The following is a 20,306-nucleotide window of genomic DNA, read 5'->3' on the forward strand; positions in this document are numbered from 1 at the left end:
GTGACCATCCTCGGTATCGGCTTGGACTTGGTGACCGTCTCCGAGTTCGCCGAACAAATGCAACGTGCCGGAACCACCATGCTCCGGGAGAGTTTCACCGCCGGTGAGCGGCGGTACTGCCAGAGCAAGGGAACCGACCCGGCGCGCAGCTACGCGGCGCGGTGGGCGGCCAAGGAGGCGGTGCTCAAAGCCTGGGCATCGTCTCGGTTCGCCCGCCGCCCGCAGATCGGCGACAACCCGTATCCGTTGATCGAAGTGGTCAACGATGCGTGGGGCAGGCCGAGTATCAAATTGCACGGCCTGGCCGCCGAATTCCTGCCGCGGGTGCGGGTTCATCTGTCGCTCACCCACGATGGCGATACCGCCGCGGCGATGGTGGTGTTGGAGGACCCGGGTGAACTGGCTGATTTGATCGAGGGGCGGGCACCGGAAGGAGCATGAGCAAACGGCACAGCTGCGATCCCTGGCGGCTGTGCCGTTCCTCGTTTCTGCCGTGCAATACCTTTCGGCTATAACGACAGCGGGGGAGTTCACCCCTGACTGGCGGTGCGGGATTCCTTCTCGGCGACCAGCAGATACGCGACCATGAGCCGTTTGAGCTCGGCGACGGCGTCGCTGTGGCTCTGTTCGTCCTGCACCGAGAAATTCAGCATCGAGTACACGACGTGCACCAGCACTTCGGCCATCATGGTGCGGCGTTCGCGAGGAGTGCGCGGGGTCAGTGGGCGCAGCATCTGCGAGACGACCTCGGCGAATTCCTTTTCGTGGATGGCGCCGGTGGCCCGCGTCGACGGAGTGGACTGCATCGCCAGCCAGACCTCGCGCCGCGACGGGTCGGTCATCCACAGGCTGGCCAGATGGTCGACGAACTGGTTCATGTGCCGCAACCAGTCCAGTGACGGGATCTCACCGTGGAAGTCGGCCAACTCCTGGGAAACCGCTACCAGGTCTTGCCGATTCAACTCGCACACGATGACGTACTTGTTGGCGAAGAACTGATAGAGAGTGCCGATCGGTACCTCGGCCCGCGCGGCGACCTCTTCGCAGGTGAACGATTCGAAACCCACTTCGACCAGCAGTTCTCTGGAAGCCTGCAGTAACGCATCGAACTTGCGTTTGCTGCGTGCCTGCGTCGGCCGACGCCTCGGCATGAGCTCCTGTGGGTCGTCCTGCAGCTCCAACGCAGGGTCCGGGCGTCGTTTCACCCTGGCCTCCGTGCGTACTTCCACACACCCAGGCTAGCGGTACCGCGTTCGCTAGGACACATCAGCGTTGTGCACGATCAACCCCTCTGTCACGAATCACCACCCATCCACGAACGTTGTGGTGTAGAACACATAACGAGGACGCTCGAGAAAAGAGGCGTCCGGAGCAGGGGAATGTAGCGCGCTGGCAGGGATTTCGCTGCGGCGCCGAACGAAGCGCCCGTTTTCGGGCAATTCATGAGCCGGTATCGGCACAGGGAGGCGTGATCTGTGGTAGCTCAGTCGGAGGCAACTCGTTCTGTCATCACCCTTGGTGTCTCCACCGAACGCGGTGCCGTCCACGCGGTGGCGTTGGACGATAGCAGCGTGAAATTGTCCGATCGGGTGCTGCTGCACCGGGTCGTCTGCATTCACGGCGACAGCAAGGCCGAGTTGGCGGCGGCAGTGGCGCGGGTCATGGACGAGGTGGCCGATGAAATCGGTTCCCCGGACCAGATCGCGGGCGCTGCCGTCGCCTACCGTGATACCGCTGAGCGGCGCGGTATCGTCACCCGGCTCGCTGCCGGGCCGTGGCACAGCGCGTCGCTGGTGTCGACGAAATCGGCGCATCTGAGCGTCGCCGGGGCGATGACCTGGCTGAACGAATTCGATCACCTGCTCATCTGCGAGGTCGTGCCCGGCTATCAGGCGTTCACTCTGGTCGACGCGGCGCGCAGCCGGGTGCTTGCGGCGACCGGGCAGCCCGCCGCGGTGCCCACCATGGCTGCGATGAGCGCGGCGGTGGCGGCCGCGCGTGATCAGCTCGACGCCGCGGAGGTGCGGCCGGACGCGGTTGTGCTGATCGGTTCCGGCGCCGACCAGCCTGCGGTGATGGGTGCGGTCAGTGGTTTCGGCGCACCCGTTATCCCATGCCGGATCGCTGGGTCCGCGCCCGCGGTCGGGGCGGCGCTGTTTGCGATGGCCGATCTGGAGGATGTGGCGGTTCCCGCGGAACCCGAGCGGTCGGGCCGTGGGTCGGTGGTGTGGGTCACCGCGGCCGGTGTGCTCGCGGGCGGGATGACCGGCAGCGGGGTGTATGTGCTTGCAGACGGGCAGCCGCAGGCCGATTCGCTGGCCGCCGACCCCGCCACGACCGCTGCCTCGCGGACGCTGGAGCACACCGGGTGGCAGAACGGCGAGAACCCCGAGGCCGCAGATACGTCCGCACCACTGCGGTTCGAGCCCGATCCGGCGACCACGATCCCGGAAACCGTGAGCCTGTATCCGTCGCGGGATCCGCAGCACACCGGCCCGCAGTGGGCCTTCCCGGCGAATCCCGGCCTGCCGCTGCTGGCCGCGGATCCCGAAACCCGCGATACCGCAGGAGGTTCGACGCAGACCTCGGTTATTCCCGCGCCTGCGGTGAAACTCGAAGCGCCGAACGGCCTGCTGTTCCCGGGGGAGGAACCGCCGCCGCCCGCGTTCACCCCGGAATCGTACGCCTGGTGGGATAAGCATCTCCGGCTGCTGGTGCAGTGGGCGGCCCAGCAGGTGCTGCCCGAGGCCGAGCAACCTGAGGTCGAGACACTCGAGGTCGAGTTGTCCGAGGCCGAGTCGCCCGAGATCGAGAGCTGACCAGGACCAGGCCCGATGCCCTTCCGGTATCGGGCCCTTCCGGTCCAGGCGTCTCAGGTGGTAGTCCGCTTCTGGAACAGCACCTTGGCCGTTGTGTAACCGGCCAGCGCGATCGCACTCCACCAGGCCACGGCGAGTACGGCACTGTTGTCGATCGGCGTCTGCATCAGCAATCCGCGAATCGTTTCGATCATCGGCGTCACCGGCTGGTACTCGGCGAACCCGCGCAGCCAGGACGGCAGCGTTTCGGTCGGTACGAAGGCGCTACTCACATACGGCAGGAACATGGCGAATATGGTGAAACCGTTGGCCGCTTCCGGGGTGCTTGCCAGCAGCCCGACGGCGGCCGCGACCCAGGAGAGCGCCAGCACGAACAGCGCGATCAGACCGGCCGCGGCGAGCCAGCGCAGCGGATCGGTGGTCGGCCGGAATCCGAGCGCCACCGCGACGCCGACCACCACGGCGGTGGTGGCCAGGTTGCGCAACACGCTTTCGGCGACATGTCCGGTGAGTACCGCCGACTGGCTGATCGGCATGGTGCGCAGGCGGTCAACGATACCGTCGGTGATATCCACCGATACGGTGACCGCGATGGTCGCCGCGCCGAAACCGGCGCACAGCAGGATGATTCCCGGCACGACGTAATCGATATAGGCGCCGCCGACGTCCATGGCCCGTCCGAAGACGTAGACGAACATCAGCAGGATCATGATCGGCAGCGCCAGCGTCATGATCACCGCATCAGGGCTGCGCCGGGCGTGTAGCAGGTTGCGGCCGAGCATGGTGGTCGAATCCTGGACGGCGCGGATGGTCGAGGTCATATGTCAGGTCCTTGGTGTGCTCAGGCCGGGATCCGGTCGGATGGCCTGCTGGTGAGGGCGAAGAACACATCGTCGAGATCGGGGGTGTGCACGGTGAGTTGTTCGACGCTGATGTCGCAGTTTTCGAGATGGTCGAGCAGTCGTTTGAGGTCGCCGACGCTGCCGTCGGAGGGCACCTGCAAGGTGAGTTCACTCGGGTCGGCTTCGCCGCGTCCGGTGGCTAGGGCCGCGGCCTGCATGGCGTACACATCGGCGAACCGCAGCCGGATATGCCCGCCCGGGGTGAGTTGTTTGAGTTCGGCCGCGGTGCCGTCGGCGACGATGTGCCCGTCGTGCAGTACCGCGATCCGGTCGGCCAGCTGATCGGCTTCCTCCAGGTACTGGGTGGTGAGGAAGATGGTGATGCCGTCGTCGACCAGTTCCCGGATCACCTGCCACAGTTCGCGGCGGCTGCGTGGGTCCAGTCCGGTGGTCGGCTCGTCGAGGAACACGATCCGCGGCTGTCCCATCAGGCTCATCGCCAGGTCGAGGCGGCGGCGCATCCCACCGGAGTAGGTGCGGGCGGGCCGGTCGGCGGCGTCGCCGAGGTCGAAGCGTTCCAGTAGTTCGGCGGTGCGCTGCCGGACGACCGCTCGGTCCAGGTGCAGCAACCTGCCGATCAATCGGAGGTTCTCCGTCCCGGTGAGCACTTTGTCGACGGCGGAGTATTGCCCGGTGACGCCGATGTTGTCGCGCACCCGGTCGGGTTCGGCTGCCAGATCGTGTCCGCCGATACGGATCGTGCCTTGGTCGGCGGTGGTGGAGGTTGTCAAGATGCGGACCATCGTGGTTTTGCCTGCACCGTTGGGGCCCAGCAGCGAGAACACTGTTCCGGCTGTGATGTCCAGGTCGATTCCGGCGAGTACCTGCCGGTCGCCGAATGTCTTGGTGAGCCCGTGAATGCTGATGGCGGGGCGGGGAGGGGCGGTCATGGTGACTCCGATCCAGAAACTGTGTATTGCGTAAACATTGTTTAGAGCATACACAGTTATTGGGCCGTGCAAGAGTGTGTTCCGCGAAAGGAGTTGACGAGATGGTGGAATCTGCTGCTCACGACCAGGCGGGACACGACAAAGATGAGCAGATTGCCGGTGATCGCAGGCTGTCGAAGACGATGGAACTGCTGTGGGGCCTCGTACCCGAGGGCGGTCGTGGACCACGCCGCGGGATGAGCCTCGAGCAGATCGTCGGTGCCGCCATCGAACTCGTGGACGAAGAAGGGTTCGCCGCGTTATCGATGAGCAAGGTCGCCCAGCGGCTGGGTTTCACCGCGATGTCGCTGTACCGCTATGTCGACAGCAAAGCGACCCTGATCGCGCTGGCGATGGACCGGGTAATCGGCCAGCCGCCACAGATCCCCGAAGGCACCCCGTGGCGGGAGGGGCTGGAGCAGTGGGCATGGGCGGAGTACCACGCGCTCCTCGCGCATCCGGGGTGGCTGGAAGTGCCGTTGAAAACACCGCCGCTCGGACCGGGCAATGTGGCATGGCTGGAATCAGGGCTGGCCATATTGTCGCGGACCGCGGTGCCCGAACCGATCAAAATGCAACTGGTGACGAACCTGTCGATCTATGTGATCGGCCGGGCGCGGGCGGTCGGCGAGATCGCTGCGGGAGATCAGGAAGACGCAGGCGACTGGGAGCTGCTCGGCCAGGTGATCGATCCGCAGCGCCACCCGGCGCTGACCGCCATAGTGCAGGCACAGGCCTTCGAGCAGGACGAACAGTCGTGGGAGCAGTTGTTCTTCGGTTTCGGGCTCGACCGGCTGCTCGACGGCTACGAGCAGCTGATCACCTCCTACACCTGACTACACCGACAGGTCGCGGCGCAGCTTCGCCACATGCCCGGTGGCGCGCACGTTGTACTGGGCCACCTCGATCTTGCCCGCGGCGTCCACCAGAAAAGTGGAGCGGATGACGCCGGTGACCTTCTTGCCGTACATGGTTTTCTCGCCGAAGGCGCCCCACGCGGTGAGAACGGTTTTGCCGGGGTCCGACAGCAGCGGGAAGTTCAGGTTCTCCGCGTCCCGGAATTTCGCCAGCTTTGCCGGCTTGTCGGGGGAGATGCCGATGATGTCGAGGCCCGCGTCGTTCAGTTCGGCCAGGTTGTCACGGAAATCGCAGGCCTGTTTGGTGCAGCCGGGGGTGCTGGCCGCCGGGTAGAAGTAGACGATCACCTTGCGGCCCCGGTAGTCGGCGAGCGAGACCTCGTTGCCGTCGGCGTCGGGCAGGGTGAAATCGGGGGCGGTGTCTCCCGGGGAAAGTCGGTGGTTGTCGGTCATGTGAAGAGACGGTACCGGCGCCGCGGCGCGCGGATACACTCGTCCGCGAGCCCTGGACCGGTCCGTGTACGGCCACGCAGGCCGCACCGGATGCGGTCGCGGCGGCACGTGCGGTCCGGCGCAGACGAGGGGCGCGACCGAGGCCCGCGGAAAGCGGCTAGAGCAGGACAGCCCGCGCCCGCGGCAGATCAGATACAGGAGGCTTTCACGTGGCAAGGGACACCGAGCGGATCGAACAGGAGATCGAGGCCGCGCGGGCACGATTGGCCAGCACGCTGGACGAGATCGCGGTGCGGGCCGACCCGCAGCGGATCGCCGACGACACCAAGCAGCTGGTCGTCGCCAAGGTGAACGAGCCGAAGGTGAAATACACCCTGATCGGCGCGGGTGTGCTGGTGGCAGGCCTGGTTCTGGTCAAGCTCTTCCGCTGACCCGAAAACGAGAACACCCGGAGCAGTGCGAACCGCTCCGGGTGTTCGTCGTCGAGCACCGTGTCAGACCGTCGGGCACGCAAACCCGTCGCCGTCGGGATCGAGGTGCGGGCCGAAGCCGGGCTCGCCACGGAAGATCGGGGCGCGACCTGCGGCACGGACCTCGTCGCAGTTCTGGAAGGCGCCACCGGCCGACCCGGTCTGTGACAGCTGAGACGAGCCGGTCGCGGCCGAACCGGAGTCGACAGCGGACGAGCCGGTACCCGCGGAACCGGTGGGAGCGGGGACGGCCAGGGCGGCGGGGGCCGCCATGAAGGTCAGCCCCGCTGCGGCAGCGCTGACGGTGAGCCGGCGAACGTTCATGAATTCCTCTATATGTCTGGATGGGCGGTGTATTCGCACGTTCGGACTGAGAACGCCGCATCCACTGTTGTGACCGGTGACTCGCTTGTCAACCGGGTGACACCCTCACGCCAGATAAGCCTCGAGATACCGACGACTATCCTGCCTACCCGTCTGGGTAATAAGCCAGGGGCGGCCCAATCGGCGCCGCTGTCGTGAATTCCGGTGAAACAGCCGGTTGTGATAGGGATTCTTGCTATGTCCGTTGCTCGTAGACCGCTGCTCGTTACTGCTGCTTGCTCGGTCGGTATGCGGCTGGCGTAGCGCGGGAGCGGACAGTTGTTACAGATCAAGGACAGTGGCCCGACCGAGATGGTGACCGGGCAGCCGCGCGCATCCGCGGCGAAGAAGGCCGATTACCGCCTGGACCTGGACGGGTTGCGCGGTATCGCGATCGCGTTGGTTGTCGCCTTCCATGTGTGGTTCGGGAAGGTGTCCGGCGGTGTGGACATCTTCCTGGTGTTGTCCGGTTTCTTCTTCACCGGGATGTTGCTGCGGCGCGCTGAAGGCAGCGGCCGTATCGCGCTGTGGGAAACCGCACGTCGCACCGGGCGGCGGCTGCTTCCTGCGCTGCTGGTGGTGCTGGCCGCTGTCATGGTGCTGACCGTGCAGCAGCGGCCGTACACCCAGTGGGCGGATCTGTCCGGTCAGACGCTGGCCTCGGCGCTGTACTACCAGAACTGGTATCTGGCGCGGGCGGCCGCCGACTACCTCGCGGCCGACCCGTCGGTGAGCCCGCTGCAGCATTTGTGGTCGATGGCGGTGCAGGGCCAGTTCTACCTGGCCATCACGCTGCTGCTTGCGCTGGTGTGCTGGGGTTGCCGCCGGGCGGGCAGGCTGTCGGCCACGCGCCCCGCGCTCGGGGCGCTGGCGCTGACGCTGGGTGTCGCGTCGTTCGTCTATGCTGCGCTGCGCTCGATCTCCTATCAGGAGTGGGCCTACTACGACAGCGCTGCGCGCGCGTGGGAGCTGCTGGCCGGTGCGCTGCTCGCGGTGGTGGCGCCGCTGCTGCGCTGGCCGGACCGCACCTGGGCGCGGCTGGTCAGGTCGGGGCTGGCGATCGCCGGGCTGAGCGCTGTGCTCGTTTGCGGCATGCTGTTCGACGGCGCCAGGCAGTTCCCCGGTCCGGCCGCCCTGTTCCCGGTGGGCGCCGCGGTGGTGCTGATCGTGGCCGGGGTGAACACCTCATCGGCGTGGCGGCCGCGGATAACGCGGATGCTGGCGACGCGGCCGTTCGTCGAGCTCGGCTCCGTCGCCTACTCGCTGTATCTGTGGCATTGGCCGCTGCTCATCTACTACCTGATCCACACCGGTAGGAACCATGCCGGGTTGGCCGGTGGGCTGCTCGTGATCGGTATCTCGCTGGTGCTCGCGGTGTTGACCAATCGGCTGGTGGAGGAACCGCTGCGGTTGCGGTCGGGGGCGGCAGCGTCATCTCCGGTGCTGCTGCGCCGGGTTTCGGCGGTGGCGGTGACGGTCGTCGGCGCCCTGGTGCTCGGTGGTTCCGGTTTCTGGCAGACAGTGGTGCTCACCACACCATCGCATCCGGTGGAAGCGCTCGATACCGATATGTATCCGGGCGCGGAGGCGCTGCTGACCGGTGTCACGGTGCCCGCGGCCAAATGGCGGCCCTCGGTGTTGGAGGCGCCGTCGGATCTGCCGCCGCCGACGGTGGACGGCTGTATCGCCGACTGGCACACCACCGAGGTCGTCACCTGTACCTATGGCGACCCGGCCGGAACGAAGACGATCGCGGTGGTCGGCAATTCCCATGCCGAGCATTGGTTGCCTGCGATGGAGCTGCTTGCCCGCGCCCATTCGGTGAAGATCGTGGTCTATCTGAAGATGGGTTGCCCGCTCAATATCCGTGACGACGCCCCGTATCGCGGCCTCGACATCCCGGATTGCCGGGACTGGTCGCGCGAGGTGATCGACCGGCTGGCGGTGGACCGTCCGGACTGGGTGTTCACCACCGCCACTGCCCCGCGCTGGCCGATCGGCGGTGACGTGGTCCCGCCGGAGTTCATCGACGTCTGGGAGGCGATGGCCGAACGTGACCTGAAGGTTCTCGCCATCCGCGACACTCCCTGGCTGCGCAACGACACCGGCGCCCGCTACCGTGCCGTGGACTGTCTGGCCGCGGGCGGTAATCCCGAGAGTTGCGGGATGCGGCGCAGCGATGCGCTCTCACCGGTCAACCCGGCGCTGGAACCGGTGTCGGCGTTCCCGAACATGCACCTGCTCGACCTGACCGACGCGGTGTGCGGGCCTGAGATCTGCCGGGTTGTCGAGGGCAATGTCCTCGTCTACCACGACGAGCATCACCTGACCGCAACCTATGTGCGCACCATCACCGCGGAGTTGGAGCGCCAGATCGGAGCGGCCACCGGCTGGTGGTGAGCGGGGCTCGTCACCATGGCGTGATGGGCGGTTTCACCCAGAGCAGTTTTTCGTCGGTATGCGCGCGGCGGGCTGCCGGGTGGTGTGGATGCCGTGCTGCCCAGGCGTCCTTGTCGTCGAGGAGACGCGCCACCGAGAGCCAGGTTTCGTCGGTGCTCGGCGGGTTCGTGCCTGCGGCGCGCGCCAGTTTGCGCCGGACCGATCGGTCCAGTGCGTGGAGTTCTGCTGCCGAGATATCGCGGTCCCACAGGTAGCGGGCCAGCCGTCGTGCCTTCGCGGCCCGCCCGGCTGCCGCTGCCTCCGAATGCGCGTAATCGGCCACGACGCAGCAGTGTACGTCGTGGCCGATTACGGTCTGGGTGGCCTGAACGCCGGGTAGGTACGAGACTCAGTAAGCCCCGGAAACGTTGTCCATGGTGCCGTAGCGGTGCGCCGCGTAGTTGCAGGCGGCGACGATATTGGCGACCGGGTCCCACACGTTGAACGGGGTGCCGGGCACGTGGTAGGCGGCGAATGTGGGGTCGATCACCTGGAGCAGGCCCTTGGACGGAATGCCCATGGCGGCATTGGAATCCCAGAGGTTGATGGCCTGCGGGTTGCCGGACGATTCGCGCAAGATATTGCGTTTGATGCCCTCGTAGCTGCCGGGGATGTTGTTGGCGCGCATGATGTCGAGCGCTTCGCGGATCCAGCCGTCCAGGTTGTCCGGGTAGACGGGCGGGGCGGGTGCGGGAGCTGGTGCCGGGGCAGGGGCGGGAGCCATGGCGGGTGCGGGTGCGGGTGCCGGGATGGCTTCGGCCTGCGGGACGGGTGCGGCCGCGATCGGTTCGGCGGCGGCAGTGGGTTGCTGGGTGGTCTGCTGGGCGGGCTGCTGTTCGGCGACCGTCGCGATGCGGGCGGGCACGCTGTTGTCGGCGACGGAGACAGCGGAGGATGTAGCGACGGCGACGAGGCCGGCGGCGGCGACGGCGACGGTGAACACGTCGCGTTTGGTGCGGCGAGCCAGGGTGGGGAAGCGTCTGTCAGGCATGTTGAAAGTCAGTTCCTTGGTCGATCTCGGTAACGATCCGGGCGTGCTGTCCTGACGTGGTCAGCACGGCTCCACGGCGACGGCTTGGCCCGTCTGCCGGAACATGGCTGTGCTGTTGTGGGGTTTTGTTGTGACGGGAACGCTTCGGCTCCCTGGGAACGACACGGTTGTGGTGCGGCGGCGGCTGGATGCCTCCCGGTCCGCGGTGTCGCGGGAACTCCACCCGCGGCGGAGTCGTTGGCAAAGATTGGTTGTCGCGATTCCGTTCCGGATCCGCTGCGCTCTTTCGGGCGCCTCATGTCCGACCGTGTGTCACGCACTACGCGGACTAACCAAACTCCAGGTCTTTTTACGACCGGATTGCAGAATGGTCACGGAAGGTGAACGCCAGGTAAACGGGCGGGGAAGAAAAAGCTCTGGCGATCTTGAAGGTCGCAAACCAGTGGCAGTGATCTACCGCTCGAGCTGGAGTTTTGCGTTTAAACCTCACGTGACAGAGGTCACAAAACTATTACGTGGATATCGCGCCCACGCTGGGTATCGGTGACTCTTTCGTGACCTGAGGCGGGAGGTGGGACGCCTCAGGGTGCGGCGCGAACACCGGAGTGCGCCCCTCTGCTGGCGCGCCGAATCGCTGCCGGTGCGCGACCGGCGCGTGGGGGGTGCGGTGATAACAGTCACTTCACCGACCGTTATCGGCTCAGCCACAGGCTGGCTCGCGTGCTTCGACCGCGGGCGGAAATGTGGTGTGATCTTCCGAACAGCGCAAGCCGGGGCGGCGGATTCCGCCTGAGTGAATGTCGTGGTGCGCCATCAGGGACTCGAACCCCGAACCCGCTGATTAAGAGTCAGCTGCTCTGCCAATTGAGCTAATGGCGCGGGCACCGTTGCGGTGCGGGACAGAGATTAACAGGCCGGAGGCGCAGAAGTGAAATCGATACCGTGTGGGCCGGATCTGCGGGGGCTGAGCGGGCGTAACGCGCGGCGCTGCGGACGGTATCTACGGGTGTGCCCGCGGCCTACCGGGGGCTGTTCGTAATTGGGTTCGGGTCTGCGGGGCTGGCAGAATGACAGCACGTGGTCTCGACCGATCCCGCCCGCGCGGTGGGGGTGCTGGGCTGTTCGGTCGGATCCGAAGCCGTCGGTGCGGGGCTGTTGCACCGGGACTTGAAACGGGGTTGTAGATGCGCATACGTCATGGTCGGCGTCCGTCGGCCGGGAAATTCACCGTACCTGTGGTCTTGTTCGCGTTGCTGGCGCTTGTGCTATCGGCGTGCTCGTCTTCGGATGCAAGTGATCGAACCGTTGCCATCGACCGCAATCCCATCACCGAACTCATCAAGCCGAAGCTGCTGGCGCCGGTCAAGGACGGCGATATCGGTGTTTCTCCGGCCATGCCGATGACCTTCCAGGTCGAGGACGGTAAGTTCACCGAGGTTTCGCTGCTGAACCCGGAGGGTGTCCCGGTGAACGGCACCATGGCCGCCGACGGCAGCTCCTGGGCCACCACCGAACCGCTCGGCTACGACCGGACCTACCGCCTGCTTGTCGAGGCGATCGGTTTGGGCGGCGCCACCACCACCACGTTGAGTTTCACGACCACCGCGCCGGACAACAAGACCAAGCCCTACCTGAACCCGGGCGAGGGTGCGGTGGTCGGTATCGGCCAGCCGGTGGCGATCCAGTTCGACGAGAACATCCCCGACCGTAAGGCCGCCCAGGAAGCGATCAAGATCACCACCGATCCGCCGGTGGAGGGCGCCTTCTACTGGGTGAACAACCGCGAAGTGCGTTGGCGGCCCGAACATTTCTGGGCTCCGGGCACCAAGGTCACCGTCGATGTGAACGTCTACGGCAAGGACCTGGGCGACGGCCTCTACGGCCAGGAAGACATTCATTCGTTCTTCACCATCGGCGACGCGGTGATCTTCACTGCTGACGACAACACCAAGCAGGTCGTGGTCGAACGCAACGGCGAGGTGATCCGCACGATGCCCACCTCGATGGGTAAGGACTCCACACCCACCGACAACGGCATCTACATCGTCGCCGACAAGCACCGGGAGATCATCATGGACTCCTCGACCTACGGTGTGGCGGTGAACTCACCGGACGGCTATCGCACCCCGGTCGATTACGCGACCCGCATCTCCTACAGCGGGATCTTCTTCCATTCGGCGCCGTGGTCGTTGGCCCAGCAGGGGTACACGAACACCAGCCACGGTTGTTTGAACCTCAGCCCCGCCGATGCGCGCTGGGTGTTCGAGAACGCCAAGCGTGGCGATATCACGATCGTGAAGAACACCGTCGGTGGCACGCTGTCGGGTGTGGACGGTCTGGGCGACTGGAACATCCCGTGGGCGGAGTGGAAAGCCGGTAACGCCGATATCGGCTGAGCGAGCGACGAGACCGTAGCGCACGTGTTCGACGACACGTGCGCTACGTGCTTTTCGGGGCAGGGTGGCGCCTCATGGCGGTTCCGCACGGACGGCCGCTCAGGGCAGGAATGTGGCGAAGTGATCGAGTGCGCGCAGTGCCTGGTCCGGGGTCTCGTGGTCGGGGAGTTCGAACTGGACGCGGTCGACCCCGGCCTTTTCGTAGGATTCCAGGGCCTCGGGGGTGCCGCCGTAGAGGGTGACCTGCACTGTGCGGCCCGCTGCGGCGGCACGGTCGCGCAGTTCGTCGATGCGCGCCGAGCTGCTCGGCGGTGAACAAGGGCAGCGGCAGCCAGCCATCGCCGTGCTCGAGCACCCGATCCAGGACCCTCGGGCCGACGCCCGCGATGAGCACCGGTGGAACCCGCGCGGGCTTGGGCCAGGACCGAGCGGGTTGACCCGCATCGTGCTCACACCCTGTGAGCGCGCCGAGATCATCGTCTCGCTCACCGCTGGCGAGACCGTGACACTCAGGTCGTATCCGCAGAACCTCGGGGTCTCTGCCAGTCGTGCGCAGAGCGCGGGTGCCGCGGACGAGCTCGATATCCTCCAGCTCACCGCTGCCGCGACGCTGCGCCCCTCACCTACCCTTCCGGCTCGCCTCGGCGCGGCCCCAGCCCTCGACCCGGCGGACGCGGTCAAGACTCGATCGTTCGAACTGGGCAACAACCACATCAACGGCAAGCGCATGGACATGAGCCGCATCGATGCCACGATCACCGTCGACACGACCGAGGTGTGGGATGTCGTCAACATGCACAGCCAGCCCCACAACTTTCATATCCACGACGTGCAGTTCCAGATCCTCAGCATCAACGGTGTGGCCCCACCTCCCGGACTCGCGGGCTGGAAGGACACCGTCTACACCCCGCCAGCGGTGTCTTTCCGGCTCATCATGCGCTTTTCCCGCTACACCAACCCCGTCCTGCCCTACATGTATCACTGCCACCTCCTCTGGCACGAGGACCAGGGCATGATGGGGCAGTTCGTTGTCGTCGACGGCGAGTGACCCTCGCTGGACCCGCTGGAGTGCGCAGCTGGCATCTCCCCCCGCTGTGACGAAGCGAACAGATTCCGAATAGAAGTAGGGCATAGAAGTAGGGCCGGGTCGGAAGCGTTTGCCTCTGACCCGGCCCTTCAGGGGTGAGTGACGGGACTCGAACCCGCGACAGCCAGGATCACAACCTGGTGCTCTACCAACTGAACTACACTCACCATCGCCGGTTTTTGCACCGGCCGCTAGATACTAGCGCGTCCACCCCCGTCAGGGCTAATCGGTATCCGGTGTGCCGGTCACCGGGGGTGTCGGCAGGCCTTCTGCCAGCCCGCTGACCTCGGCCGCTATAGCCGAGATCTCCGCCGTCGACGGTCCGGGCGCGGCGACGAACGCGGTGCGCCGGTAGTACTCGAGCTCACGGATGGATTCTTTGATATCGGCCAGCGCGCGATGGGCCAGCCCCTTCTCCGGCTGCCCGAAGTAGATCCGTGGATACCAGCGGCGGCACAGCTCCTTGATCGAGCTGACGTCGATCAGCCGATAGTGCAGGTGCCCGTCCAGCAGCGGCATATCGCGGGCGATGAAAGCGCGGTCGGTTGCGATGGAATTGCCCGCGAGTGGCACTGTGCCCGCCACCGGCACGTACTGCCGGATGTAATCGAGCACCTGCTGCTCGGCGTCGGCGACGGTGACGGTGGAGCGGCGCACTTCTTCGGTGAGCCCGGACCGCTCGTGCATATCGGCGACCACCGGTGGCATGGCGGCGAGAGCCTCCTCGTCGGCGTGGATGACGATATCCACACCTTCACCGAGAACGTTCAGATCGCTGTCGGTCACGAGCGCGGCCACCTCGATCAGCTTGTCGCTGTCCAGGCGCAGGCCGGTCATCTCGCAATCCATCCACACCACTAATTTGTCGGACACCCGTATAACCCTAGTCAGCTCGGTGACGTGATCACGTAGCGCGCAGGTTCCGTCCGTTCGCGGCGGGGTCAGCGCATCGCATGCGTGTCACCTGCGTGGCTCGTTCCTCACCCACCTGCCGCCGCCGTGGCGGGTCATTCCGTCGGCAGATCACGGTGGTGCGGCACGGGCGTGGTGATGCCTGCGGGGCCAGTCTCCAGCCAGCCGCTGCCCGCGAGCGCGATGGCGGTGCGGGCGAAGCCGGCGAGCGTGATCGTGTCCGGGCCGCCGACATGTAGTACCCGCGCATACGCTTCGATCTGGCATCCAGATCGATCCGATCGTGCCACTACTCCCGATTTCGACGGCGCGGAAGCCAGCTGACGCGTATCGGCACAAGTGGGACCCAAGCTCGTCTTAAGCGCGCGGACCTACGGTCGCCGCCGTGGACTATTACATGTGGCGGAAACAGACGACCGGGGAAGCCGCGGCGGACGACGGCACCGCGGGGCGAGCCGACGGCGCAGAGCTTTCTCCTGAAGGCGGCTATCCGAACTCCGAGGGGCGGACGCTGATACCAGGGCACTCGGAAACGCGGCTCACGATGGTCGCGGTCTACGATCTCGGCTTCGACGAACCTCGGCGAGTGGCCGAGTTCCGGCTGACCTCCGCCGGATCGGTCGCGCTCACCACCCCCGGCCCCGACGAGTGCCCGTTGGCCGAGGACTGGTACGCCGACGGTGTCGAACGATACGAGTCCGGCGAACCCGGGCCGACGCTCGTCCCTCCCGACGACGGCGCGGAGTTCCTGCAGGCGCTGCTGGACCTTCCTCCGATGAGCTACTACCGGCTCGTCGCCGAGGGCTCGTCCAGCCAACCGGACGCCTCGGGCCGCGCCCAGCGGTGACCGGAGACGATGCGACGTGCTGCCGGGAACCACGGACCGGGCGGCCTCACTGCTGCACGGCCTCACCGACCGTATCGACTCCACCCTGCAGCAGGGCACCTGGCAGGTTGCGGACAAATTTCGCCGCACCAGCCGGTTCAGCAGATACACGGCCGACCACCTGGAATACGCCGACGGCGTTCTCGGACAACTACTGGGCCGCACTCCACCATCCGCCCCCGCGCCTGGGCGGGACTGGGGTTATCGGCCCAGCGCAGCCGAATCCCGGATGGCCGCGCGACGGATGGTCGCCGAGGTCCCGTTCACCGGCGACATGCGCATCGATGTCCTGCGCAGCATCTCCGAGGTCTACAAGATGCGCTCCGATGACGGCCAACTGAATATCTACAAACCCACCGGGGGCCTGGATTTCGAACCCGACTCGTTGGAGCGGCGCATGCTCGAAGGGTTCACCGACCGGGAGATCGCCGCCTACCGCCTCGACGAGATCCTGGGGTTCGGCCGCATTCCCCCGACGGCCCGGACCAGCGGGCCCGTCGGCCCCGAAGTGGAGTCCGCCGGACCGGGAACGATCCAGCAGTTCATCGAATCACCGAAGGGACGCCGGGCATGGCGATATCCGAGGCTGCAACAGCAGCAGGTTGCTGTCGACGACTACATCATGGGGAACCGTGACCGCCATATCGGGAATTACCGCACAGTCATAGTGGGAGGTCACGCGCAGGTCTTGGCCATCGATCACGCACGGTCCTTCTCGCTCGGCAACCCGCTCACCGTCGATATCAGGTCACCGTTCGTGTACGCCCAGCGCGGAATACCGTTCGAGCCGGATGTACTGAACGCGCTGAAGCGAGCGGATAACGATCTGTTGTACGCCGCACTCGGCGACGCCGGGATCCAGGAGCAGGCGATCGACGGGGCGATCACCCGCCTGGAGAAGCTGCGCACACTGGGCATGATCCCGCCCGATGTCCTGGTGCGTCGGCGCTGATCTCAGGACCCGGCCCGGTATTCGCAGGCCCCGCACAACCGGTTGGCCATGGCAGATCTGCGGATCGGAGGTAATGCGATCAAGGCGCGACGCGGGAACCCCAGGGATCCTGTAGCCCTCGGATAATGGTCGGCGCGGAACCATCGGGACCGCAGAACTTCGCTGGCCAGGAACTCGGCCTACTGCTGTTCGGCATCGAGCCGATCCAGGGCGTCCGCGCCGCGGTTCAGCCGCCGAGTTTGCGGTAGAACGCGCCCGCGATGGGGGCGGTGAACGCGCGTGGCCCGTATTGGCCTGCGACGCTCATTCCTTTGCTGATCAGGCCGGGGACGACGCGCATCTTGTTGCGGGCGAGTGCGTCGATGGAGATTTTTGCGGTGTGTTCGGCTGATACCCACATGAAACCGGGGACCATGCGGTCGACGATGGATGCCTCGGCTGGGTCGGGGGTCTCGGTGCGGACCGGGCCTGGGGCCAGCAGGGTGACGTTCACCCCGGAACCTTTGAGTTCGCCACGCAGTGACTCGGAGAACGTGTTGGCGAATGCCTTGCTGGCGGCGTAGGTGGCGTTGTTGGGGATCGGCATATTGCCCGCCGCGGAACCGGAGATCAGGATGCCGCCCGCGCGCCGACCCAGCATGCCGGGCAGCACGGCCAGTGTCAGATCGTGTACGGCGACCGCGTTGAGTTCCATCTGGTCGCGTTCATAGGCCGGGTCCAGTTCGGCGACAGGGCCGAAGGTCGCGATACCGGCGTTATTGCACAGGATCGCGATATCGCGGGCAGTGAGCTCGTCCACCAGCGGCTGCCGCTGCGCGCGGTCGGCCAGATCGACGGCGCGGACCTCGGCGGTGATGCCGTGCGCCAGGGTCAGCCGCTGCGCCAGCTCGTCGAGCAGCTGCTCACGCCGGGCGACGAGGATCAGCGAATAACCCCGCATCGCCAGTTCAGCGGCGAGCGCGGTCCCGATACCGGACGACGCCCCGGTCACCACGGCCCGGTTCTCAGCGGTAGGAGAAGGCAAACTCACCCCGTCACCCTAAGCTCCGGTCCACCGGCTGCCGTAACCCACCGGCTGTTCAGGCCTGGCCCGCCCGCTCAGTAATCGTCTGGCAGCACTCGGAAGGCATCATGTCGCGTCAAAGGCGCGACTGCCCGAAAATCGCGCCGATCCAAAGTGAGTATGTCCGGGGTTTCGTACCGCTCCGCCAGGGCGACGTTCACGGAATCGGTGAGGTCCAGGCGCAGAGCCGCATAATGACGCTGGACACGGCGAGCCGTACGTAGCAACTCTGCCGGGACCGCGCCGATCTCGACTCGGCCGACGCCTTCTTGTGCGAGTAGCCAGTCGTTGACACTGTACGCCACGTCGCGGTTCAGGTTCCGTGTGATCACGTGCTCGATCTCGAGTAGCACGAGCGGCGAAACCACCGTCGAACCGGCGTGTTGTAGGACACTGCGCGCCGTGGCGTGTTCCGGATCGGCCGAGTTGAACGCAGCGATGAGCCCGGAGGTGTCACCGATCAGGATCATCCACGATCCTCGGCGTCGGTGATGGCCGCTCGGACGGTTCGATCGACTTCTGCCGCGGTGACCGGCCTGCCCAAGTCGATGACCGGAATATCCCACTTCTCCTGCCATCGACGGGCTCGAAGTGCCGCAAGGTGGAACGCCTCGCGGAAGTATTCGGCCTCCGGGCGGCCCTCCCGAGCCGCTGCCTGTTTGATCGTCTCCAGGTCGGTCTCGTCGACCATGACGGTGGTTTTCTTGAGAGCCATATGGTTATGGTACCTCCGCCATAAGCGGTCGGGTTCACAATCGGGCGGCCAGGCGGGTGCCCTGGTCGATGGCGCGTTTGGCGTCGAGTTCGGCGGCCAGGTCCGCGCCGCCGATCAGGTGCGGGGTCAGGCCGGCGGCGCGTAGTTCGTCCGCCAGGTCGCGTACCGATTCCTGACCGGCACACACCACCACGTTGTCGACCGGTATTACTCGGGGGCGGCAGTGTTTCTCGCCGAAGCTGATGTGCAGGCCCTCGTCGTCGATGCGGTCGTAGTTGACGCCGCCGATATGTTCGACACCTTTGGCTTTGAGTGCCGCGCGATGTACCCAGCCGGTGGTTTTACCGAGGTTCTTACCGAACGGGGTGGTTTTGCGTTGTAGCAGCACCACTTCGCGGGCGGCGGGGGAGGGGCGGGGGGTGCGGAGTTGGCCGCGGACGTGTTCGTCGTCGGCGTCGACCCCCCACTCCTGTTTCCATTCATCCAATTTCAGAGTGGGATTACCTGCAACGGTGAGGAATTCGCTCACGTCGTAGCCGATACCGCCCGCACCGATCACCGCTACGCGCCGGCCGACCGGTTTGTCCTCCCGCACCAGTTCGGCGTAGGACAGCACCATCGGGTGATCGATCCCCGGAATATCCGGGATCCGCGGACGCACCCCGGTGGCCAGCACGACCTCGTCGTATCGGCCTGCGATGATCTCTGCTGCGGTGATGCGTTCGCCCAGGTGCACATGCACCCCGGTCACCTCGAGTTTCCGGGTGAAGTACCTGAGGGTTTCGTCGAATTCCTCTTTGCCGGGGATACGTCGCGCGATATCGAACTGGCCGCCGATCTTGTCGTCGGCTTCGAACAATTCCACATGGTGCCCGCGTTCGGCGAGGTTGATCGCGGCGGACAAACCGGCTGGGCCCGCCCCGACCACGGCGATACGTTTAGCCCGTCGCGTGGGCAGCAGCTTCAGTTCGGTTTCGTGCCCGGCGCGCGGGTTGAGCAGGCACGATACCGTTTTGCGTTGGAAAGCGTGGTCCAGGCATGCCTGGTTGCAGGCGATGCAGGTGTTGATCTCGTCGGTGCGGTCCGCAGCGGCCTTTTTCACCCATTCCGGGTCGGCGAGCAGCGGCCGGGCCAGCGAGACGAGCTGGGCGTCACCGCGGCTGAGGATCTCCTCGGCGGTCTCCGGCATATTGATCCGGTTCGACGCACACACCGGGATACCGACGTGCGCGGCGATTTTCGCGGTGAATTCCACGAACGCCGCCCGCGGCACCGAGGTCACGATGGTGGGCACCCTCGCTTCGTGCCAGCCGATATCGGTGTTGAGGATACTGGCGCCTGCCTCCTCCAATTCCTTCGCCAGGGCGAGGATTTCGCTGAAGGTTTGGCCGTCTTCCACCAGTTCGGCCATCGACAACCGGAACACGATGAGAAAATCGGGACCGACCGCGGCGCGGGTGCGGCGCACGATCTCCACCGCCAGCCGCCGTCGGTTCTGGGGCGTGCCACCCCATTCATCGGTGCGTTTATTGGTGCGCGGAGCGAGGAACTGGTTGAGGAAGTAGCCTTCGCCGCCCATGATTTCGACGCCGTCGTAGTTGGCGAGCTGGGCCAGGGACGCGCAGCGCACGTAGTCGTCGATGGTTTGTTCGACGCCCTTGGCGGATAGTTTGCGCGGCCGGAACGGGTTGATGGGCGCTTTGATCGACGACGCCGACACACTGCCCGGCACATATGCGTAGCGGCCCGCATGCAGGATCTGCAGCGCGATCTTCCCACCGGCCTCGTGCACCGCCTTGGTGATAACGCGATGCCGGTAGGCCTCGGTTTTGTTGGTGAGCTTCGCGCCGAACGGCAGCAGCCAGCCGGTGCGGTTCGGTGCGTAACCACCGGTGATGATGAGTCCGACACCACCGCGGGCGCGTTCGGCGAAATAGGCGGCCAACCGGTTGGTGTCCCAGGCGCGGTCTTCCAAGCCGGTGTGCATCGAGCCCATGATCACGCGATTGCGCAGCGTGGTGTGGCCGAGGTCGAGCGGGGAGAACAGATGCGGAAAACGTGTCGAGCTCACG

General features: G+C 65.8%; 23 protein-coding genes, 2 tRNA genes and 2 pseudogenes. 9 read left to right on the plus strand and 18 right to left on the minus strand.

The window, feature by feature from the left end:
• A complete protein-coding gene (acpS, locus tag B0T44_RS08660; protein WP_077119108.1) occupies positions 1-441 on the plus strand; it encodes a holo-ACP synthase AcpS in 441 nt (146 codons plus the stop codon).
• An 89-nt stretch (positions 442-530) separates the two neighbouring features.
• Here the strand turns inward: acpS and B0T44_RS08665 are convergent, their stop codons facing one another.
• Positions 531-1,151 carry a TetR/AcrR family transcriptional regulator gene (locus B0T44_RS08665; RefSeq protein WP_077119246.1) on the minus strand — a complete coding sequence of 207 codons (621 nt, stop codon included), beginning with the start codon at positions 1,149-1,151 and terminating at the stop codon, positions 531-533.
• A gap of 420 nt (positions 1,152-1,571) precedes the next feature.
• Between B0T44_RS08665 and B0T44_RS08670 the strand changes: the two genes are divergently transcribed.
• A complete protein-coding gene (locus B0T44_RS08670) occupies positions 1,572-2,819 on the plus strand; it encodes a hypothetical protein (RefSeq protein WP_139347916.1) in 1,248 nt (415 codons plus the stop codon).
• Between the two features lie 53 nt (positions 2,820-2,872).
• Here the strand turns inward: B0T44_RS08670 and B0T44_RS08675 are convergent, their stop codons facing one another.
• Both B0T44_RS08675 and B0T44_RS08680 read right to left on the minus strand, forming a co-directional pair.
• On the minus strand, positions 2,873-3,640 hold the full coding sequence (locus B0T44_RS08675) for an ABC transporter permease (RefSeq protein WP_077119112.1): 768 nt from the start codon (positions 3,638-3,640) through the stop codon (positions 2,873-2,875).
• Positions 3,641-3,660: 20 nt separating this feature from the next.
• Complete coding sequence (locus B0T44_RS08680) at positions 3,661-4,611, minus strand: ATP-binding cassette domain-containing protein (protein WP_077119114.1); 951 nt, start codon at positions 4,609-4,611, stop codon at positions 3,661-3,663.
• A 101-nt stretch (positions 4,612-4,712) separates the two neighbouring features.
• Between B0T44_RS08680 and B0T44_RS08685 the strand changes: the two genes are divergently transcribed.
• Positions 4,713-5,486, plus strand: a complete 774-nt coding sequence (locus B0T44_RS08685; protein ID WP_077119116.1) for a TetR/AcrR family transcriptional regulator — start codon at positions 4,713-4,715, stop codon at positions 5,484-5,486.
• On the opposite strand, the gene bcp is transcribed toward B0T44_RS08685, so the two are convergent.
• The gene (gene bcp / locus B0T44_RS08690; RefSeq protein WP_077119118.1) at positions 5,487-5,960 is read right to left on the minus strand and encodes a thioredoxin-dependent thiol peroxidase; all 474 of its coding nucleotides are present in this window, start codon (positions 5,958-5,960) and stop codon (positions 5,487-5,489) included. It lies immediately after the preceding gene.
• Positions 5,961-6,169: 209 nt separating this feature from the next.
• On the opposite strand from bcp, the gene B0T44_RS08695 reads away from it, so the two are divergent.
• Positions 6,170-6,391: a DUF3618 domain-containing protein gene (locus B0T44_RS08695; protein WP_077119120.1), complete on the plus strand. Its 222-nt coding sequence runs from the start codon at positions 6,170-6,172 to the stop codon at positions 6,389-6,391.
• A 63-nt stretch (positions 6,392-6,454) separates the two neighbouring features.
• Here B0T44_RS08695 and B0T44_RS08700 read toward each other — a convergent pair whose 3' ends face one another.
• Complete coding sequence (locus B0T44_RS08700; RefSeq protein ID WP_077119123.1) at positions 6,455-6,754, minus strand: excalibur calcium-binding domain-containing protein; 300 nt, start codon at positions 6,752-6,754, stop codon at positions 6,455-6,457.
• Positions 6,755-7,105: 351 nt separating this feature from the next.
• Between B0T44_RS08700 and B0T44_RS08705 the strand changes: the two genes are divergently transcribed.
• Entirely contained in the window at positions 7,106-9,193 is a 2,088-nt protein-coding gene (locus B0T44_RS08705) for an acyltransferase family protein (RefSeq protein WP_077119249.1), read from the plus strand.
• Between the two features lie 10 nt (positions 9,194-9,203).
• Here the strand turns inward: B0T44_RS08705 and B0T44_RS08710 are convergent, their stop codons facing one another.
• The 3 genes from B0T44_RS08710 to B0T44_RS08720 all read right to left on the minus strand — a co-directional run bounded on the left by B0T44_RS08710 (position 9,204) and on the right by B0T44_RS08720 (position 11,102).
• Positions 9,204-9,515, minus strand: a complete 312-nt coding sequence (locus B0T44_RS08710; protein ID WP_077119126.1) for a hypothetical protein — start codon at positions 9,513-9,515, stop codon at positions 9,204-9,206.
• Between the two features lie 66 nt (positions 9,516-9,581).
• The gene (locus B0T44_RS08715; protein WP_077119128.1) at positions 9,582-10,223 is read right to left on the minus strand and encodes a transglycosylase SLT domain-containing protein; all 642 of its coding nucleotides are present in this window, start codon (positions 10,221-10,223) and stop codon (positions 9,582-9,584) included.
• An 803-nt stretch (positions 10,224-11,026) separates the two neighbouring features.
• Positions 11,027-11,102, minus strand: a tRNA-Lys gene (locus tag B0T44_RS08720).
• A 305-nt stretch (positions 11,103-11,407) separates the two neighbouring features.
• Between B0T44_RS08720 and B0T44_RS08725 the strand changes: the two genes are divergently transcribed.
• Positions 11,408-12,619 (plus strand): L,D-transpeptidase, encoded by a 1,212-nt coding sequence (locus B0T44_RS08725; RefSeq protein ID WP_077119130.1) that lies wholly within the window; start codon positions 11,408-11,410, stop codon positions 12,617-12,619.
• A 99-nt stretch (positions 12,620-12,718) separates the two neighbouring features.
• On the opposite strand, the gene B0T44_RS28685 is transcribed toward B0T44_RS08725, so the two are convergent.
• On the minus strand, positions 12,719-12,868 hold the full coding sequence (locus tag B0T44_RS28685) for a hypothetical protein (RefSeq protein WP_217808766.1): 150 nt from the start codon (positions 12,866-12,868) through the stop codon (positions 12,719-12,721).
• 91 nt (positions 12,869-12,959) lie between these two features.
• Positions 12,960-13,211, minus strand: a pseudogene (locus B0T44_RS28770) (hypothetical protein); the annotation flags it as partial.
• Here B0T44_RS28770 and B0T44_RS27535 point away from each other — a divergent pair.
• Positions 13,122-13,667 (plus strand): multicopper oxidase domain-containing protein, encoded by a 546-nt coding sequence (locus tag B0T44_RS27535; RefSeq protein ID WP_497006599.1) that lies wholly within the window; start codon positions 13,122-13,124, stop codon positions 13,665-13,667. The pseudogene B0T44_RS28770 and the gene B0T44_RS27535 overlap by 90 nt on opposite strands.
• A 133-nt stretch (positions 13,668-13,800) precedes the next feature.
• Here B0T44_RS27535 and B0T44_RS08735 read toward each other — a convergent pair.
• The 3 genes from B0T44_RS08735 to B0T44_RS08745 all read right to left on the minus strand — a co-directional run bounded on the left by B0T44_RS08735 (position 13,801) and on the right by B0T44_RS08745 (position 14,908).
• Positions 13,801-13,873, minus strand: a tRNA-His gene (locus B0T44_RS08735).
• A gap of 55 nt (positions 13,874-13,928) precedes the next feature.
• Complete coding sequence (gene orn, locus B0T44_RS08740) at positions 13,929-14,579, minus strand: oligoribonuclease (protein ID WP_077119137.1); 651 nt, start codon at positions 14,577-14,579, stop codon at positions 13,929-13,931.
• 134 nt (positions 14,580-14,713) lie between these two features.
• Positions 14,714-14,908 (minus strand): hypothetical protein, encoded by a 195-nt coding sequence (locus tag B0T44_RS08745; protein ID WP_077119139.1) that lies wholly within the window; start codon positions 14,906-14,908, stop codon positions 14,714-14,716.
• A 95-nt stretch (positions 14,909-15,003) separates the two neighbouring features.
• Between B0T44_RS08745 and B0T44_RS08750 the strand changes: the two genes are divergently transcribed.
• Both B0T44_RS08750 and B0T44_RS27955 read left to right on the plus strand, forming a co-directional pair.
• On the plus strand, positions 15,004-15,465 hold the full coding sequence (locus B0T44_RS08750) for a hypothetical protein (RefSeq protein ID WP_077119142.1): 462 nt from the start codon (positions 15,004-15,006) through the stop codon (positions 15,463-15,465).
• A gap of 16 nt (positions 15,466-15,481) precedes the next feature.
• Positions 15,482-16,456, plus strand: coding sequence for a protein kinase family protein (locus B0T44_RS27955; RefSeq protein ID WP_254854220.1), 975 nt, complete (start codon positions 15,482-15,484; stop codon positions 16,454-16,456).
• Positions 16,457-16,471: 15 nt separating this feature from the next.
• On the opposite strand, the pseudogene B0T44_RS28520 reads toward B0T44_RS27955, so the two are convergent.
• The 5 genes and pseudogenes from B0T44_RS28520 to B0T44_RS08775 form a co-directional block, all read right to left on the minus strand.
• Positions 16,472-16,600: pseudogene (locus B0T44_RS28520) on the minus strand (DUF433 domain-containing protein); the annotation flags it as partial.
• A gap of 82 nt (positions 16,601-16,682) precedes the next feature.
• Positions 16,683-17,486: a mycolate reductase gene (cmrA, locus tag B0T44_RS08760; RefSeq protein ID WP_077119146.1), complete on the minus strand. Its 804-nt coding sequence runs from the start codon at positions 17,484-17,486 to the stop codon at positions 16,683-16,685.
• A gap of 68 nt (positions 17,487-17,554) precedes the next feature.
• On the minus strand, positions 17,555-17,989 hold the full coding sequence (locus tag B0T44_RS08765; protein ID WP_077119148.1) for a PIN domain-containing protein: 435 nt from the start codon (positions 17,987-17,989) through the stop codon (positions 17,555-17,557).
• Entirely contained in the window at positions 17,986-18,234 is a 249-nt protein-coding gene (locus B0T44_RS08770; protein WP_077119151.1) for a CopG family transcriptional regulator, read from the minus strand. The genes B0T44_RS08765 and B0T44_RS08770 overlap by 4 nt, the downstream gene beginning before the upstream one ends.
• A gap of 34 nt (positions 18,235-18,268) precedes the next feature.
• Positions 18,269-20,305, minus strand: a complete 2,037-nt coding sequence (locus B0T44_RS08775; RefSeq protein ID WP_254854221.1) for an NADPH-dependent 2,4-dienoyl-CoA reductase — start codon at positions 20,303-20,305, stop codon at positions 18,269-18,271.
• Position 20,306 lies beyond the last annotated feature (1 nt).

This window comes from Nocardia donostiensis, from assembly GCF_002081715.1.
Classification (GTDB): Bacteria; Actinomycetota; Actinomycetes; order Mycobacteriales; family Mycobacteriaceae; genus Nocardia; species Nocardia donostiensis.